The organism is Streptomyces klenkii (genome assembly GCF_003626645.1).
GTDB classification, from domain to species: domain Bacteria; phylum Actinomycetota; class Actinomycetes; order Streptomycetales; family Streptomycetaceae; genus Streptomyces; species Streptomyces klenkii.
Map to the genome: position 1 here is coordinate 406,331 of NZ_RBAM01000007.1, position 15,910 is coordinate 422,240.

General features: G+C 72.2%; 12 protein-coding genes. 11 read left to right on the forward strand and 1 reads right to left on the reverse strand.

Features of this window, described 5'->3' with window-relative positions; all coding sequences use genetic code 11:
* Positions 1 to 193 precede the first annotated feature (193 nt).
* The gene (locus D7231_RS19460; RefSeq protein WP_120756731.1) at positions 194 to 1,954 is read right to left on the reverse strand and encodes a dolichyl-phosphate-mannose--protein mannosyltransferase; all 1,761 of its coding nucleotides are present in this window, start codon (positions 1,952 to 1,954) and stop codon (positions 194 to 196) included.
* Positions 1,955 to 2,623: 669 nt separating this feature from the next.
* On the opposite strand from D7231_RS19460, the gene rsmI reads away from it, so the two are divergent.
* From rsmI to D7231_RS19515, 11 genes are all read left to right on the forward strand, one after another.
* Complete coding sequence (rsmI, locus tag D7231_RS19465) at positions 2,624 to 3,481, forward strand: 16S rRNA (cytidine(1402)-2'-O)-methyltransferase (protein WP_120756732.1); 858 nt, start codon at positions 2,624 to 2,626, stop codon at positions 3,479 to 3,481.
* 183 nt (positions 3,482 to 3,664) lie between these two features.
* Positions 3,665 to 4,207, forward strand: coding sequence for a hypothetical protein (locus D7231_RS19470; protein ID WP_120756733.1), 543 nt, complete (start codon positions 3,665 to 3,667; stop codon positions 4,205 to 4,207).
* A 30-nt stretch (positions 4,208 to 4,237) separates the two neighbouring features.
* A complete protein-coding gene (locus tag D7231_RS19475; protein ID WP_120756734.1) occupies positions 4,238 to 5,200 on the forward strand; it encodes a TatD family hydrolase in 963 nt (320 codons plus the stop codon).
* Positions 5,201 to 5,372: 172 nt separating this feature from the next.
* A complete protein-coding gene (locus D7231_RS19480; RefSeq protein WP_120756735.1) occupies positions 5,373 to 6,968 on the forward strand; it encodes a resuscitation-promoting factor in 1,596 nt (531 codons plus the stop codon).
* On the forward strand, positions 6,965 to 7,846 hold the full coding sequence (gene rsmA / locus D7231_RS19485; RefSeq protein ID WP_120756736.1) for a 16S rRNA (adenine(1518)-N(6)/adenine(1519)-N(6))-dimethyltransferase RsmA: 882 nt from the start codon (positions 6,965 to 6,967) through the stop codon (positions 7,844 to 7,846). Before D7231_RS19480 ends, rsmA begins: the two co-directional genes overlap by 4 nt.
* 779 nt (positions 7,847 to 8,625) lie before the next feature.
* Complete coding sequence (locus D7231_RS19490) at positions 8,626 to 9,525, forward strand: 4-(cytidine 5'-diphospho)-2-C-methyl-D-erythritol kinase (RefSeq protein WP_120756737.1); 900 nt, start codon at positions 8,626 to 8,628, stop codon at positions 9,523 to 9,525.
* A 49-nt stretch (positions 9,526 to 9,574) separates the two neighbouring features.
* Positions 9,575 to 9,985 carry a hypothetical protein gene (locus D7231_RS19495; protein ID WP_120756738.1) on the forward strand — a complete coding sequence of 137 codons (411 nt, stop codon included), beginning with the start codon at positions 9,575 to 9,577 and terminating at the stop codon, positions 9,983 to 9,985.
* A 113-nt stretch (positions 9,986 to 10,098) separates the two neighbouring features.
* Positions 10,099 to 10,908 (forward strand): helix-turn-helix domain-containing protein, encoded by an 810-nt coding sequence (locus D7231_RS19500; RefSeq protein WP_241999797.1) that lies wholly within the window; start codon positions 10,099 to 10,101, stop codon positions 10,906 to 10,908.
* On the forward strand, positions 10,905 to 11,087 hold the full coding sequence (locus tag D7231_RS19505; protein ID WP_338419866.1) for a DUF397 domain-containing protein: 183 nt from the start codon (positions 10,905 to 10,907) through the stop codon (positions 11,085 to 11,087). The genes D7231_RS19500 and D7231_RS19505 overlap by 4 nt, the downstream gene beginning before the upstream one ends.
* A 376-nt stretch (positions 11,088 to 11,463) precedes the next feature.
* On the forward strand, positions 11,464 to 14,016 hold the full coding sequence (locus tag D7231_RS19510; RefSeq protein WP_120756741.1) for an ABC transporter permease: 2,553 nt from the start codon (positions 11,464 to 11,466) through the stop codon (positions 14,014 to 14,016).
* A gap of 61 nt (positions 14,017 to 14,077) precedes the next feature.
* Complete coding sequence (locus D7231_RS19515; RefSeq protein WP_120756742.1) at positions 14,078 to 15,892, forward strand: ABC-F family ATP-binding cassette domain-containing protein; 1,815 nt, start codon at positions 14,078 to 14,080, stop codon at positions 15,890 to 15,892.
* The last annotated feature ends 18 nt before the right edge of the window (positions 15,893 to 15,910 follow it).

Genomic DNA, 15,910 nt, shown 5'->3' on the forward strand with positions numbered 1-15,910 from the left:
CAGGCCCGTACCGGGCCTCCCCGCCCGACCGGTTTAATCATCCGATTAAAACCTCTGTGCGGGCACTTTACGGGAAGGCCGGGGCGGGGAAGGGGGCTATGGCCGGAACCTATCCTTCAGGGTTATTGAATTGTCGTCAGATCCACGCCGGATCTCTGTCACGTCACGTCAGATCACGTCACATCACGCGACGTCAGATCCACGAGTCGAACCACATCCGGTTCCGCCACGCGTCCACCGGGATCGCGTGGCCGGTGTAGATCGGCCAGAAGTAGATGAAGTTCCACGCGATCAGCAGCACCAGCGTGCCCGCACCGACCGCGCCCGCCACCCGCCGCCGCTCCGAGGACCCCGGCGGCCCCAGGATCGCGCCGATCATCATGGCCAGCGCCAGGCACAGGAACGGCAGGAACACCACCGCGTAGAAGACGAAGATGGTCCGCTCCTGCCACAGGAACCACGGCAGGTAGCCGGCCGCGACCCCGCACAGCACCGCGCCCGCCCGCCAGTCGCGCCGCAGCGCCCACCGGTAGAGCAGGTACGCCAGCGCGAAGCACGCCGCCCACCACAGCAGCGGGGTGCCCAGCGCGAGCACCTCGCGCGCGCACTTGTCCGCCGCGTCCACCGGGCAGCCGTCCTCGCCCGGCTTCGGCGACTCGTAGAAGTACGAGACCGGGCGCGCCTGGACGAGCCAGCTCCACGGGTTGGACTGGTACGTGTGGGGCGACGAGAGCGTGGTGTTGAACTGCCACACTTCCTGCTCGTACTTCCACAGGCTGCGCAGCGGGTTGAGGACGCCGGCGAGGAAGCCGTCCGTGCTGTAGCCGCCGTCGTTCTCGGCCCAGTGCCGGTTGTAGCCGCTGTGCTGCCAGCCGTTCGTCCTGTCGTACGTGCCGCTGCCCGCGAACCAGCCGGTCCACGACGCCAGATAGACCGCGATCGCCACCGGGACGGTCGACAGGAACGCCCACGGCACGTCGCGGCGCAGCGCCGAGCGGTACGGGCGGCGCGCGCCCGCCGTCCGCCGGGACGCCGCGTCCCACAGGACGATCATCAGGCCGAACGCGGCCAGGAAGACGATGCCGTTCCACTTCGTGGCGCAGGCCAGGCCCAGGAAGACGCCCGCGGCGATCCGCCACGGGCGCGGGCCCAGCCGCAGGCCGTCACCGACCCCGTCGTCGGGGCGGGCCGTGCCGTCCGGGCCGACCGGCAGCGCGGCGGCCAGCCGGGCCCGAGAGCGGTCCCGGTCGACCAGGACGCAGCCGAACGCCGCCAGCACGAAGAACATCAGCACCGAGTCGAGCAGCGACGTGCGGCTCATGACGAAGTGCAGGCCGTCCACGGCCATCAGCGCGCCCGCGAGGCAGCCGAGGAACGTGGAGCGGAAGAGGCGGCGGCCGATGCGGCACAGCATCAGGACGGACAGGGTGCCGAGCACCGCCACCATGAAGCGCCAGCCGACGGGGTTCAGCCCGAAGAGCCACTCGCCCAGGCCGATGACCCACTTGCCGACCGGCGGGTGCACGACGTAGCCGGGGGCGTCCGCGACGTCGGACCAGCCCCCGATGACCTTGTCGTTGATGTCGTCCGGCCACTTCGCCTCGTAGCCGTACTTCCACAGGGCCCACGCGTCCTTCGCGTAGTAGGTCTCGTCGAATATGACGGCCTTGGGGCTGCCGAGGTGCCAGAAGCGGATGAGGCCGGCGAAGAGGGTGACGAGCAGCGGGCTCGTCCAGCCCGACCAGCGGGCGAGGCGGTGCGCGGCGTCCTGCCGCACGCCCAGCAGTGACCACACGCGCGTCCCCGGCTCCGGGAACGGGGGGACGAGCCGCTCCCGCACGTCCTGCTGCGGCCGGGCCGCGTAGCCGAACCGGCGGAGTCTGAGCTGCCACGGTGGCGGTTGCTCGGCTGCCGTCCGGCCTTGCGAGGCGTGCGTCGCGGTGTCACTGGTCACCGCGCCATCGTAGGGAACCAGCCTGTGGACCGGCGGATCACCGCCCGGGCATGTTCGCCCGCATCGCCTCCGCCACGACGCGGAGCCTGTCGCCCGGCGCCGGGCGAGGACGTCCCGCCGCGATGGCGATCGGCCCCCGCCGGGATATCCGGCGGTGCCGGACCGGCCGCTCGCGCGGGGGGCGGTTCCGGCACCGCCGGAAGCCGCCGTGGGTGGTTGCGCGCCGCCGCGGTGGATTGTCTTGCCTGCGGCAAGGGGCGGGCCCCTCGTCCGGCGTCCAGGGCAAACGCCTCCCGCCGCGGCGGGGCTTTCTTGCCTGCGGCAAGGAGGCGAGCCCGCTGCCCGGTGCCGGGCAGACACCTCCCGCCGCGATGGCGATCAGCCCCCGCCGGGGCGTCCGGCGGTGCCGGACCGGGCTCCGCTTGCCTGCGGCAAGGCGGCGGGCCCGCTGCCCGGGCAAGAACCTCCCCGCTGTGGCGGATCTTCCTTGCCCGCGGCAAGAAGGCTAAGGCCGGCTTTACCTGTCGGCCGGGTGGCCGGACACGCACTCTTGCCACGGGCAAGGAACCCCGCCCCGCCGGGGGCACCGCCCCCGCCGCGACGGGGGCGCAACCCCCGTCGTCGCGCGACCCGCGCCGGAGGCGCCCCCGCGCCTGGGAGGATGGGGGCGTGACTGGAACGCTCGTACTTGCTGGTACTCCCATCGGGGACGTCGCCGACGCCCCACCCCGCCTCGCCGCCGAGCTCGCCGCCGCCGAGGTGATCGCCGCGGAGGACACGCGCCGGCTGCGCAGGCTGACCCAGGCGCTGGGCGTGCACACGACCGGCCGCGTCGTGTCGTACTTCGAGGGCAACGAGTCGGCCCGCACCCCCGAGCTGGTGGAGGCCCTGGCCGGCGGCGCCCGCGTGCTGCTGGTCACCGACGCCGGCATGCCCTCCGTCTCCGACCCGGGCTACCGCCTCGTCGCGGCCGCCGTCGAGCAGGACATCAAGGTGACGGCCGTGCCGGGCCCGTCCGCCGTGCTGACGGCGCTGGCCGTGAGCGGCCTGCCCGTGGACCGCTTCTGCTTCGAGGGCTTCCTGCCCCGCAAGGCCGGCGAGCGCCTCGCCCGCCTGCGCGACGTGGCCGCCGAGCGCCGCACGCTCGTCTACTTCGAGGCCCCGCACCGCCTGGACGACACCCTCGCGGCCATGGCGGAGGCCTTCGGCGCGGACCGCCGCGCCGCGGTCTGCCGCGAGCTGACGAAGACCTACGAGGAGGTCAAGCGAGGCCCGCTGAAGGACCTCGCGGCCTGGGCGGCCGAAGGCGTGCGCGGCGAGATCACGATCGTCGTGGAGGGCGCGCCCGAGCCCGGCCCCCAGGAGCTGGACGCCGAGGAGCTCGTGCGCCGTGTGCGGGCGCGCGAGGAGGCCGGTGAGCGCCGGAAGGAGGCCATCGCGGCCGTAGCTGCGGATGCAGGCCTACCCAAGCGCGAGGTCTTTGATGCGGTCGTCGCAGCAAAAAATGCGCCACACCAGGGCCCATAAGACAGTAAAGGGATAATCTGAAAAGCAAAGCTTAGGCCTGGCAACCTGGGACTTTGGGCAGTACACCGCCAAGTTTGCCCCAATTCGGGGGATAGGCTGCTGCGCCGTCGCCGGGATGGGCGTTCCCTGGTTGTGGGACGTCCGGTCCCGGAGAGACTTGTCCTCAGGACAAGAGGAGCTGCCATGAGCGAGATCGCAGGAACCTCGAACGGTGTCCACTCGATAGCCGGCACGCAGCCGGTCCCCGAGCGCAGCACATTCGCCGCCGCCGCACCTCCGACCGTGCTGGAGACGGAGACGGTGCACGAGTCGTACTCGTTCGCCTGCATGCGGTGCGGCCACGGCTGGGAGCAGTCGTACGAGATCAAGCACCACACGGACGCCGAGGGTCGGCCCTTCGTCATCTACTACGCGGACGGCGAGCGCGTCCCGTCCCCGCTGACCCGCCCCACCTGCGTGAACTGCGGCGAGCACGTCGTGCGCATCATGCGGTCCGGCCGCGTCTCCCTGATCGCGGACGTCCTGCACCGCCCCGCCCACGAGGTCCCCGCCACCCAGCAGGCCCCCGCGGGGCCGCTCCACGCCGGCGGCCCGGAGCCGTGGCACCGGGCGCGCCGGGAGCGCGCGGAGAAGGCGGAGGGCTCCGGCGAGCCCGGCCAGGCGCACCACTGGCACCTCTCCGATCTCCTCCACCCCTTCCGGGCCCACCGCGAGCACCAGCGCTGATGGCCGCGGCCGCTGCCTAGAATCGCTCGCATGGCGGCAACAGCATCGAACAGCAGTAGTAACGGCAGGACCGGCAGCGGCAAGGCCGACAAGGACGCCCCACCGCCGCTCCCGGCCCCGCTCAACGTGCCTGTTGCCGACGCGCACACCCATCTGGACATGCAGGGCGGAACCCCTGTCGCCGAAGCGCTCGCCAAGGCCGCGTCCGTCGGCGTGACGACGGTCGTCCAGGTGGGGTGCGACGTGGCCGGTTCCCGCTGGGCCGCGGAGACGGCTGCCGCCTGGGAGAACGTGTGGGCCACAGTGGCCCTGCACCCGAATGAAGCCCCGCGCATCGTGCATGGGGTGAAGGATGATTCTTCTTCCGGGGGGCAAGCCCCCCAGGCCCCCCAGCGGCGGAGCCGCCTGGAAACCCGCCCTGCCGGGGGTGACGCTGCACTCGAGGACGCGCTCGCCGAGATCGACGCCCTCGCGGCCCTGCCGCATGTCCGCGGCGTGGGGGAGACGGGCCTCGACTATTTCCGAACCGGCCCGGAGGGCATCCGCGCGCAGGAGTACTCCTTCCGCCGCCACATCGACATCGCCAAGCGGCACGGCAAGGCCCTGGTCATCCACGACCGCGAGGCCCACGCCGACGTCCTGCGCGTCCTGGAGGAGGAGGGCGCGCCCGACGCCGTCGTCTTCCACTGCTACTCCGGCGACGCCGAAATGGCGAAGGTCTGCGCTGACAACGGCTACTACATGTCGTTCGCCGGCAACGTCACCTTCAAGAACGCCCAGCCCCTCCGCGACGCCCTCGCCGTCGCGCCCCTCGACCTGATCCTCGTCGAGACCGACGCGCCCTTCCTGACCCCCGCCCCCTATCGCGGACGGCCCAACGCGCCGTACCTCATTCCGGTCACGTTGCGCGCCATGGCGGGCTACAAGGAGATCGGCGAGGACGAGCTCGCCACGGCCGTCGCGGCGAACACGGCGCGGGCCTTCGGCTACTGAAATCCGGCCGCCCCGGCGGCTGCCGGGGCGGCTCCCGAGGTGGTCCGCGGGGGCCGCCGCGCGCCCCCTCCGCACCCCCGCGCCCCGCGACACCGTGTGATGATCCGACTTTGGAGAGTGACTCCCCCTCCGCTACAGTCCCGGGCCGAAGCCCGTCCCAGGGGAGCGTCACGTGACTCATGCACAGGGCAGCCCCCGCGCCGCACGCAGCGGTGCGGCGGAAGCACCGCCGTACGACCCGTTCGACCCGTACAGCCCGTACGCCGCTCACGACCCGTACGACCCGCACGATCCGTACTTCGCCGGGCGCTACGACGACGGTCGTTACGGTGACGGCCGCGGTCCTTACGGTGACGGCCCGTACGGCGGCGGCGACGGCCAGTACGACGGCGGTCGCTACGACCTCTACGCCGCCTACGCCGCCCCCGCCGGGCCCGCAGGGTCCCACCCGATATACGAACCGGTCCCCGCCCCCGAGGCGCCCTACGACGCACCGCCGCCGTACCTGCCGCGCCAGCCGCTCACCAGGGACGCGTACGCGGCCGGGCAGGTCGTCGCGGGTGAGGTCGTCTCAGAGGTGGCCGCGGTCCCCGAGGCCGCCCCGGAAGCCCCCCGCTCCGCCCCCGAGCGCCGCTCCGGCGGCCGCGGCCGCAAGCGCCCCGGCGACCGCCCCGACGCCCTCCGCAAGCTCCTCCCGCAGGCCCTCGTCGTCGCCTTCCTCGCCGGCGGCACGTCCGCGTTCGTCGCCGACGACAAGACCGTCCGCCTCACCGTCGACGGCCGCGAGCGCGTCCTGCACACCTTCGCCGACGACGTCGACGAGCTCCTCGCCGACCAGGGCATGGCCCTCGGCGAGCACGACGACGTCTCACCCGGCCACGGCCACGACCTCACCCGCGGCGACGAGATCCACGTCCGCTACGGCCGCCCCCTCGCCCTCACCCTCGACGGCGAGCACCGCCGCATGTGGACCACCGCCCGCACCGTCGACGGCGCCCTGCGCCAGCTCGGCGTCCGCGCCGAAGGCGCCTACCTGTCCGCCGCCCGCTCCGCCCCCATCAGCCGCGAAGGCCTCGACCTCGACGTCCGTACGGAGCGCACCGTCACCTTCATGGCCGACGGCCGCGAACGCACCATCCGCACCAACGCCGCCACCGTCCACGAAGCCGTCGAACAGGCCGGCATCTCCCTGCACGGCGAGGACACCACCTCCGTCGACCCCGACAGCTTCCCCCGCGAAGGCCAGACGATCTCCGTCATGCGGATCACCGGCAGCGAGGAGGTCCGCGAGGAGCCCATCGACTTCACCACCGAGCGCCACGACGACCCCGAGCTCTTCAAGGGCACCGAGGTCGTCTCCCAGCGCGGCGAGAAGGGCGTCGAACGCATCACGTACGCGCTGCGCACCGTCAACGGCGTCAAGCAGAAGCCGCGCCGCGTCGCGTCCGAGACCGTGCGGGAGCCCCGCACCCAGATCGTCCGCGTCGGCACCAAGGCCCGGCCCGTCTCCGTCCAGAGCGTCAGCGGGGACGGCCTGAACTGGGACGGCCTCGCCCAGTGCGAGGCCGGCGGCCGCCCCGACGCCGTCGATCCGTCCGGCACGTACGGCGGCCTGTACCAGTTCGACGTGCACACCTGGAGGTCCCTGGGCGGCAGCGGCCGGCCGCAGGACGCGCCCGCCTCCGAGCAGACGCTGCGGGCCAAGAAGCTGTACGTCAGCCGGGGGGCGAGCCCGTGGCCCGTGTGCGGCCGTAAACTTCACGGGTGAGCTCCAGCCCCAGCACAGACGAGTCCGGTCCCGGCGCACTGCTCGGCCCCGCCGACATCCGCGAGCTGGCCGCAGCCCTCGGCGTACGTCCGACGAAGCAGCGCGGCCAGAACTTCGTGATCGACGCCAACACGGTCCGGCGCATCGTCCGCACCGCGGAGGTCCGGCCCGACGACGTCGTCGTCGAGGTCGGCCCCGGCCTGGGGTCGCTGACCCTCGCCCTGCTGGAGGCCGCCGACCGGGTCGTCGCCGTCGAGATCGACGACGTGCTGGCGGGGGCGCTCCCGTCGACGATCGCGGCGCGCATGCCTGAGCGGGCGGGCCGTTTCTCGCTCGTGCACAGCGATGCGATGCACGTGCAGGAGCTTCCGGGGCCCGCCCCTACGGCGCTCGTGGCCAACCTTCCGTACAACGTCGCCGTGCCGGTGCTGCTGCACATGCTCGATCGTTTCCCGAGCATCGAGCGGACGCTGGTGATGGTCCAGGCCGAGGTCGCGGACCGGCTCGCCGCCCGGCCCGGCAACAAGGTCTACGGCGTGCCGTCCGTGAAGGCGAACTGGTACGCGGAGGTCAAGCGGGCGGGTTCGATCGGCCGGAACGTGTTCTGGCCGGCGCCGAACGTCGACTCGGGTCTGGTGTCGCTCGTACGCCGCGACAAGCCGATCGAGACGACCGCGACCAAGGACGAGGTCTTTGCGGTTGTGGACGCCGCGTTCGCACAGCGGCGCAAGACGCTGCGGGCCGCGCTGGCCGGCTGGGCCGGTTCGGCGGCGGCTGCGGAGGCGGCGCTGGTCGCGGCCGGGATCTCGCCGCAGGCGCGGGGCGAGGCGCTGACGGTGTACGAGTTCGCGGCGATCGCGGAGAACAAGCCGGCGTAGCGGGGCGGGGCCGGGCCCCGGTGGTGGGTGCCGGTGGCGGGGGCTCCGGGGTGGGGGTCCGGGGCCGTATATTTACGGGCCCGTTGCCGCGAACGTCGAGGGCGCCCCGGTATTGGGCCCACAAATACACGTCAGCGCCCCGGACCCCCACCCCTGCGCCCCCACCACCTCCCGCCGTCTTCCGGCCGGTGCGTACGCCGTACGGCAGCGGAGCAGCGGCGGCGAGCAGTGTGGCCTATAGACGCGTCCAGGCACGCACAAACAGCTGAACCTCGCCCAAGCTGATGAACGGCTGATCCCCGACCCGCGCCGGGTCAGTAACGTCGGACACGGCGCGCCACGGTGTGCCTCCCCTCAAGGCGCCTCCCTCATGGATCGTCTCCGGGTCCCGTCCCCTCGGGGCCCGGCCCGAACCGAAGAAAAACCGTCGACCGGGAATCTCGACGGTTGATCTGAGGGAGGCGCCGATGGGGCGTCACGGGAAGTCGAAGCCGTCACTCCGGCAGCGCGCCGAGGACCTTCTGGTCCGGATCGCGGGGAAGCTGGGGAGGTGATTCAAGGGGTGACCTGAGCCCCGAGTTACGAGGCTCAGGACAGTAACCCTGTACTGACTTCCGGGCTCCCGCCCATTGCGGTTCCCAGCCCTTGGGCGGGGGCTTACGTGACCCCCACGGTAGCGGAAACCCGTGCCTCGGGGACATGGCCGACTCCGATCTCGTGACGACTCGGCCGTACGATCGGGATGCCCGCTATCATCCCCACCCCGAGGAGCCCGCTCCGTGTCCGTGACCGTTCGCGTTCCCGCCAAGGTCAACGTCCAGCTCGCGGTCGGCCCGCTGCGGCCTGACGGCTTCCATGACCTGGCCAATGTGTTTCTGGCGGTCGGTCTGTACGACGTGGTGACGGTGACGGCTGCCGATGAGCTGCGGGTGACCTGTTCGGGGCCGGACGCGGACAAGGTTCCGCTGGATCCTTCTAATCTGGCGGCTCGGGCGGCGCTGGCCCTGGCCGCGCGGCACGGGCGCGAAGCGAACGTCCACATCCACATCGAGAAGGACATCCCCGTCGCGGGCGGCATGGCGGGCGGCAGCGCGGACGGCGCGGCCGCGCTGGTCGCGTGCGACGAGCTGTGGGGCACGGGCGCCTCGCGCGAGGAGCTCCTGGAGATCTGCGCCGAGCTGGGCAGCGACGTGCCGTTCAGCCTGGTGGGTGGCGCCGCGCTGGGCCGGGGGAGGGGCGAGCTCCTGACGCCGGTCGAGACGGGCGGCAGCTTCTGGTGGGTGTTCGCGGTTGCGGATGGCGGTTTGTCGACCCCGGCCGTGTACGGGGAGTGCGACCGCCTGCGGGGCGACGCGTTCGTTCCGGCGCCGGACCCGTCTCCTGAGCTGATGGAGGCTCTGCGGACGGGAGACGCGGTCGCGCTGGCGGGCGCCGTGGCCAACGACCTCCAGGCGGCGGCCGTCTCGCTGCGGCCGTCCCTGGCGGAGACGCTGACGGCCGGTACGGAGGCGGGCGCGCTGGCGGCGATGGTGTCCGGTTCCGGCCCGACGACGGCGTTCCTGGTGAGTGACGAGGCGGAGGCGGAAAAGGTCGCGGAGGCGCTGCGGGCGTCCGGTACGTGCCGGGCCGTCCGGGTGGCCGCGGGGCCGGTGCCCGGGGCGACGGTCACTGTCGGTTAGGCTCTGCGATTCCGCGCCCGGGAGGGGCGCCTGAATCGGGGGTTACACCGTGGCGACTCCGCCGCCGTACCAGCAGCAGAATCCGTACCAGCAGCAGCCACCCGCGTACGGCTATGCCGCGCCCGGGCCTGCGCCTGCGCCCATGTTCGGGGGGCCGTCGTGCCGCATGTGCGGCGGGTTCCCCGCCGTCGAGGCGACGGTCCGGCAGCACCAGGGATTCCTCATCATGATGCGGTTCCTGCACGTGCGGGGGCCGTTCTGCCGCAACTGCGGGTTGGCCGTGGTCCGCGACATGACGGGCAAGACGCTGTGGCAGGGCTGGTGGAGCCCGGTCTCGCTGGTGATCTTCACGCCCTTCACGCTGATCTGGAACATGGTCGTGAAGTCGAAGCTGGAGAAGCTCTCGCCGCCCACGCCTGGGCAGATGCCCAACCAGGGCTCCGGCCAGCAGTGGCTGTAAGTTCCCCCGTTCACCCGTTCGGGGAGTAGTTCTTCGAGTCCGGCGTGTTCGCACCTTGCCCGCCTTAGCGTCCCTTGCTACCGACAGAGGTAGGCAGAAGGGCGGGATGCCGGATGGAAGCACGACCCGATGCGCCGATGGCCTGGCGGCTGTGCGGGAACCAGATCAAGCTGTGGCGCCAGGCCGCGGGCGTCAGCCGTGAGGAACTGGCGGCGGAAGCGGGGTACGGGGTCGAGGCCGTCCGGTCCATGGAAATGGGCCGACGGAGGCCGAGCCAGCACCTGCTGCGGGTCGCGGACAGCATGTTCGGCGCGAACGGAAAGCTGGAGTCGACGCACCAGTACTTGGAGCCGGATCGGGCTCTCGTACGCACGGCGGAGTACATGGCGATCGAGGCCGAAGCGGTCGCTATGGACTGGTACGAGGTGCTGCTCATCCCCGGCCTTCTTCAAACCGAAGAGTATGCGCGTGTGCTCATGGCCAGCCACTGCCCTCCAGTCAGCGACGAGACCGTCGAAGTACGAGTCGTCGCACGAATGGAACGCCAGAAACTCCTGGAGAAGAAAACGACGTTGTTCAGCTTCGTGATCCACGAGGCCGCGTTGAGGAGTTTGGTGGGTGGCCGCGAGGTGATGAAGAGGCAGCTCAACCGTCTTCTGGAAGTGGGCGAGTTGCGCAATGTGTCCATCCAGGTGCTGCCCAACGGGCGAGGCGCCACCCCTGGGCTGGTAGGCGGGTTCGTCCTGCTGGAGACTTCTGAGCATAGGCACTACTGCTACGGGGAGACGCAGGTAGGCAGCATGTTGCATGCGGACCCCGAGAGGGTGAGCGCCCTTATGAAGCGGCATGCCGTGATCCGTATGCATGCTCTCGATGAAGTGGAATCGGCCCGATTTATCAGAGAGGTGGCAGAAGAGTTGTGAGCACCGAACCGGCCTGGTTCAAGTCCAGCTACAGCGGGTCCGAGGGCAGCTTGTGTGTCGAAGTCGCCATCCTCCCCCTGGCCATACGAATACGCGACTCCAAACACAGAAGCGGGCCCCAACTCGCCGTAGGCGCCCCCGCCTGGAAGGCTTTCGTGGGCCACGTAACCATCGTCTGATCTCCAGCCGAGAGACAGGCCGCTGGCCCCGCATGCGATGGGAGCCCACAACGGGCGGGAGGGGGCCGGGGGCGCAGGGGTGGGGGTCCGGGGCGCTGACGTGTATTTGTGGGCCCAATACCGGGGCACCCTCGACATTCGCGGCAACGGGCCCGTAAATATACGGCCCCGGACCCCCACCCCGGAGCCCCCGGCCCCCGGAGCCCCCGGCCCCCGGCACCCACCCGGCCCCCGGCACCCACCCGGCCCCCGGCACCCACCCGGCCCCCGGCACCCACCCGGCACCGGGCCCACCCGGGTAGGGCTATCCCCACCCCGGAGACGCCCGCTGCTCCCATGGGGCGAGCGCGCCCCGCTCCCTAGCGTGAACCCAGTGATGGGCAAACTCGCAGCGCGGTCGCTGCGCTACAGAATCGGCGGCTTCGCCGCCACCTTCCTCGCGCTGTTCATCGGCGCCACGCTGGTCATGGCCTGCGGCGGCCTGATGGAGACCGGCATCCGGAACAACGTGCCGCCGCAGCGCCTCGCAGGCGCCGACCTGCTCATCACCGGCGACCGCACCCACGCCGTCCAGACGGGCAAGAAGCACAAGAAGGAGACCACTCTCCCCGAACGGGTCGAGCTCCCCGCCCCGCTCACCGAGAAGGTCCGCACCGTCCCCGGCGTCCGCACCGCCACCGGCGAGCGCACCTTCGATGCCGCCGTGCTGGGCAGCGGCGGCACCGCAACGGCCACCGCCCAAGCCCACGGCTGGGAGTCCGCGGCGCTCACCCCGTACGCCCTGACATCCGGCAACGCGCCCGCCCGCGGCGAGGTCGTCCTCGACGCGGCCACCGCCCGCCGCGCGGGCGCCACGACCGGCGACCGGATACGGATCGCCGCGCACGGCGGATCCGCGACCTACCGGGTGAGCGGCGTCGCCGCCCCGCAGGGCAACGTCCCGCAGGCGACGCTCTTCTTCTCGGCGGCGGACGCCGCCGCCCTGTCCGGCCGCCCGGACACCGTCGCCGACATCGCCGTCACTCTCACCCCCGGCGCACACCCGGACGCCGTCCGCAAGGGCATCACGAAGGCCCTCGCCGGCCGGCCGGACACGCCCGTCACTCTCCTCTCCGGGGACGACCGGGGCGCCGTAGAGCACCCCGAGGTGCTGCAAGGCAGCGATGACCTGGTCGCGCTGTCCGGCGTCGTCGGCGGACTCGTCGTCCTCGTCGCGGCGTTCGTCGTGGCGGGGACCGTCGCCCTGTCCGCGCAACAGCGCAGCCGCGAACTGGCCCTCCTGCGGGCCATCGGCACGACCACCCGCCAGCTCCGCCGGATGCTGCTGGGCGAGACGCTCATGGTCATGGCGCTGGCGGGCGCCGCGGCATGGCCCGCCGGGCCGCTGGTCGGGCGCGCCCTCTACGACACCCTCGTGGACAGCGGCATGATCGCGGACGCGGTCGTCTTCACCCAGGGCTGGATCCCGGCGCTGCCCGCCTACGGGGCGCTGCTCCTCACCGCCGTCCTCGGCGGCCTGCTGGGCAGTGCGCGGGCGGTCCGCGCCAAGCCCGTGCAGGCACTCGGCGAGGCGGCCGTTCAGGCGCCGGGCCTGCACCCCGTACGGATCGCCGCAGGGCTGCTGTTCCTCGCCGGAACGATCGCCCTCACTCTCGTCACCGCGCTCGTCCTGCGCGGCCCGGTGGCGGCCAGCACGGCCGGCCCCACGGTGATGTGCTGTGCGATCGCGCTCGCCCTCCTCGGCCCCTGGTTCACCAAAGCCGTCACTCTCCTCCTGCACTGGCCCGTACGGCTCCTGACCGGCCCCGCCGGGCGCCTGGCCGTCCTCAACTGCCGGGCCCGTACGGCCAAGCTGGCCGCCATCGCCACTCCGGTCATGCTGGCCAGCGCGATCGCCACCGGGAACCTCTACCTCCAGACCACCACGGCCGCCGTGGCCGACAAGGCGTTCGCGGAGAACCTCCGGGCCGACGCCGTCCTGACCTCCGCCGCGGGCGGCGTGGACCCGGCCCTCCTCGCACACATCCGGACGCTGCCGTCCGTCGCGGGGGCGAGCGCGTACGTGACCAGCGCCGCGCACACCGAGAAGCCGCACGACGGCGACGAGAACAAGAAGGGCCTGCCCCTCCAGGGCGTAAGCGCGGAGGGCGTCGCGCAGACCCTCGCCGTGAAGGCGAGCACGGGCAGCCTCGACGGGCTGCGGGGCAACGCGATCGCCCTGCCCGAAACCGTGGCGCACCGCATCCACCGCACCGTGGGGGACACGATCACCCTCCGCATGGGCGACGGCGAGCGGGCCGACGTACGGGTCGTGGCGCTGTTCAAGGGGCGCGAGGGATTCGATTCGGCGCTGACGAGTGCCGAGCTGCTCGCCCCGCGCACCACCGCCGGGCTGCCGGCCCAGCTCCTCGTCCGGGCGGCACCCGGCGCCGAGGGCCGGCTGACGGCCGACCTCACCGCGTTCGCCGCGCGGCACCCGGGGCTGAAGGTCATGGACCGGGACGCGGTGACGGCCGCGCACGCGCAGAGCAGCCGCACGCAGGCGTCCGTCAACTACCTGATCATCGCGATGCTCGTCGCGTACACGGCGCTGTCCGTCGTGAACACGACCGCCGTCTCCGTCGGCAACCGCCGCAAGGAGTTCGCGCTCCAGCGGCTCACGGGGGCCACGCGCGGGCAGGTGCTGCGGATGATGGCGGTGGAGGGCGGCCTGGTGGCCGTGGTGGGCCTCCTCCTCGGCGGGGCGGCCGCGGCGAGCACGCTGGTCCCGTTCGGCTACGCGCTGGGCGGCGGTACGGGGGCGATCTCCGGGCCGCCGGAGATCGCCGTCACGGTGATCGGCGCGGGCCTGGCCCTGACGCTGGCGGCGACCCTCGTCCCCACGTGGTGGGCGCTCCGGCACCGGCCGGTGGAGGCGGCCCGGATCTGACCCCGGGGCCCCGTCCCGGGCATGGGATCCTGGAAGCCAGGAACCCCACGCAAGGAGCGGCATGGCAGCCAACCTCGTCAATCTGGAAGCCGTCGACAAGGTGTACGGCACCCGTGCACTGCTCGACGGCATCTCCCTCGGCGTGAACGAGGGCGACCGGATCGGCGTGGTCGGCCGCAACGGTGACGGCAAGACCACCCTGATCCGGATCCTCGCCAAGCTGGAGGAGGCGGACAAGGGCCGCGTCACCCACGCCGGCGGCCTGCACCTCGGCGTGCTCACGCAGCACGACTCGCTCGACCCGGCCGCCACCATCCGGCACGAGGTGATCGGCGACCTCGCCGACCACGAGTGGGCGGGCAGCGCGAAGATCCGCGACGTGCTCACGGGCCTCTTCGGCGGGCTCGACCTGCCCGGCTTCGCGGACGGCCTGGACACCGTGATCGGCCCGCTGTCCGGCGGCGAGCGCCGCCGCATCGCGCTCGCCAAGCTGCTGATCGCCGACCAGGACATGATCGTCCTGGACGAGCCCACCAACCACCTCGACGTCGAGGGCATCTCCTGGCTCGCCAGCCACCTCCAGCAGCGCCGCTCGGCGCTCGTCTGCGTCACGCACGACCGCTGGTTCCTCGACCAGGTGTGCACGCGCATGTGGGACGTGCAGCGCGGCGTCGTCCACGAGTACGAGGGCGGCTACAGCGACTACGTCTTCGCGCGCGCCGAGCGCGAGCGCATCGCCGCGACCGAGGAGGCGAAGCGGCAGAACCTCATGCGCAAGGAGCTGGCCTGGCTGCGCCGCGGCGCCCCCGCCCGCACCAGCAAGCCGCGCTTCCGCATCGAGGCCGCGAACGAGCTGATCGCGGACGTGCCGCCGCCGCGCGACAGCGCCGAGCTGATGAAGTTCGCGAGCTCCCGCCTCGGCAAGACCGTCTTCGACCTGGAGAACGTCTCCATCCAGGCCGGCCCCAAGGAGCTCATCAAGCACCTGACGTGGCAGCTCGGCCCGGGCGACCGGATCGGCCTCGTCGGCGTCAACGGCGCCGGCAAGACCTCGCTGCTGCGGGCCCTCGCGGAGGCGGCCGCCACCGAGGGCGAGAAGCAGCCGGCCGGCGGCAAGGTCGTCGTCGGCAAGACCGTCAAGCTGGCCTACCTGTCCCAGGAGGTCGGCGAACTCAACCCCGCCATGCGGGTGCTGGAGGCCGTGCAGCAGGTCCGCGACCGCGTGGACCTCGGCAAGGGCCGCGAGATGACGGCGGGGCAGCTGTGCGAGAAGTTCGGCTTCACGAAGGAGAAGCAGTGGACGCCGGTCGGCGACCTCTCCGGCGGTGAGCGCCGCCGGCTCCAGATCCTGCGCCTCCTCATGGACGAGCCCAACGTCCTCTTCCTCGACGAGCCGACCAACGACCTCGACATCGAGACCCTGACCCAGCTGGAGGACCTCCTCGACGGCTGGCCCGGCTCGATGATCGTCATCAGCCACGACCGGTACTTCGTCGAGCGCACCACCGACAGGGTGTACGCGCTGCTCGGCGACCGGGCGCTGCGGATGCTGCCGCGCGGCCTGGACGAGTACCTGGAGCGGCGCCGGCGCGTCATCGAGGCCGCCGTGCCCGCCGCGGCTCCGGCCGCGGCCCCGGCGGCGGGTGCGCCCGCGCAGAAGTCCGCGGCGGACGCGCGCGCGGCGAAGAAGGAGCTCCAGAAGATCGAGCGCCGCCTGGACCGCATCAGCGAGCAGGAAGCGAAGCTCCACGCCCAGATCGCCGAAAAGGCCACCGACTTCGAGGCCGTCGCCAAGCTCGACACCGAACTGAGGGAACTCTCCGCCGAACGAGACGACCTGGAACTCCGCTGGCTGGAACTGGCCGAGGACGCGTAGGCCTTGCCGGCGGTCGCT

Excerpts from the sequence above, each read along its gene's own strand:
- D7231_RS19470 (WP_120756733.1), top strand. The coding sequence starts at position 3,665 with ATGAGCGAGATCGCAGGAACCTCGAACGGTGTCCACTCGATAGCCGGC.
- D7231_RS19475 (WP_120756734.1), top strand. The coding sequence starts at position 4,238 with ATGGCGGCAACAGCATCGAACAGCAGTAGTAACGGCAGGACCGGCAGC.
- D7231_RS19500 (WP_241999797.1), top strand. The coding sequence starts at position 10,099 with ATGGAAGCACGACCCGATGCGCCGATGGCCTGGCGGCTGTGCGGGAAC.
- D7231_RS19510 (WP_120756741.1), top strand. The coding sequence starts at position 11,464 with ATGGGCAAACTCGCAGCGCGGTCGCTGCGCTACAGAATCGGCGGCTTC.
- D7231_RS19515 (WP_120756742.1), top strand. The coding sequence starts at position 14,078 with ATGGCAGCCAACCTCGTCAATCTGGAAGCCGTCGACAAGGTGTACGGC.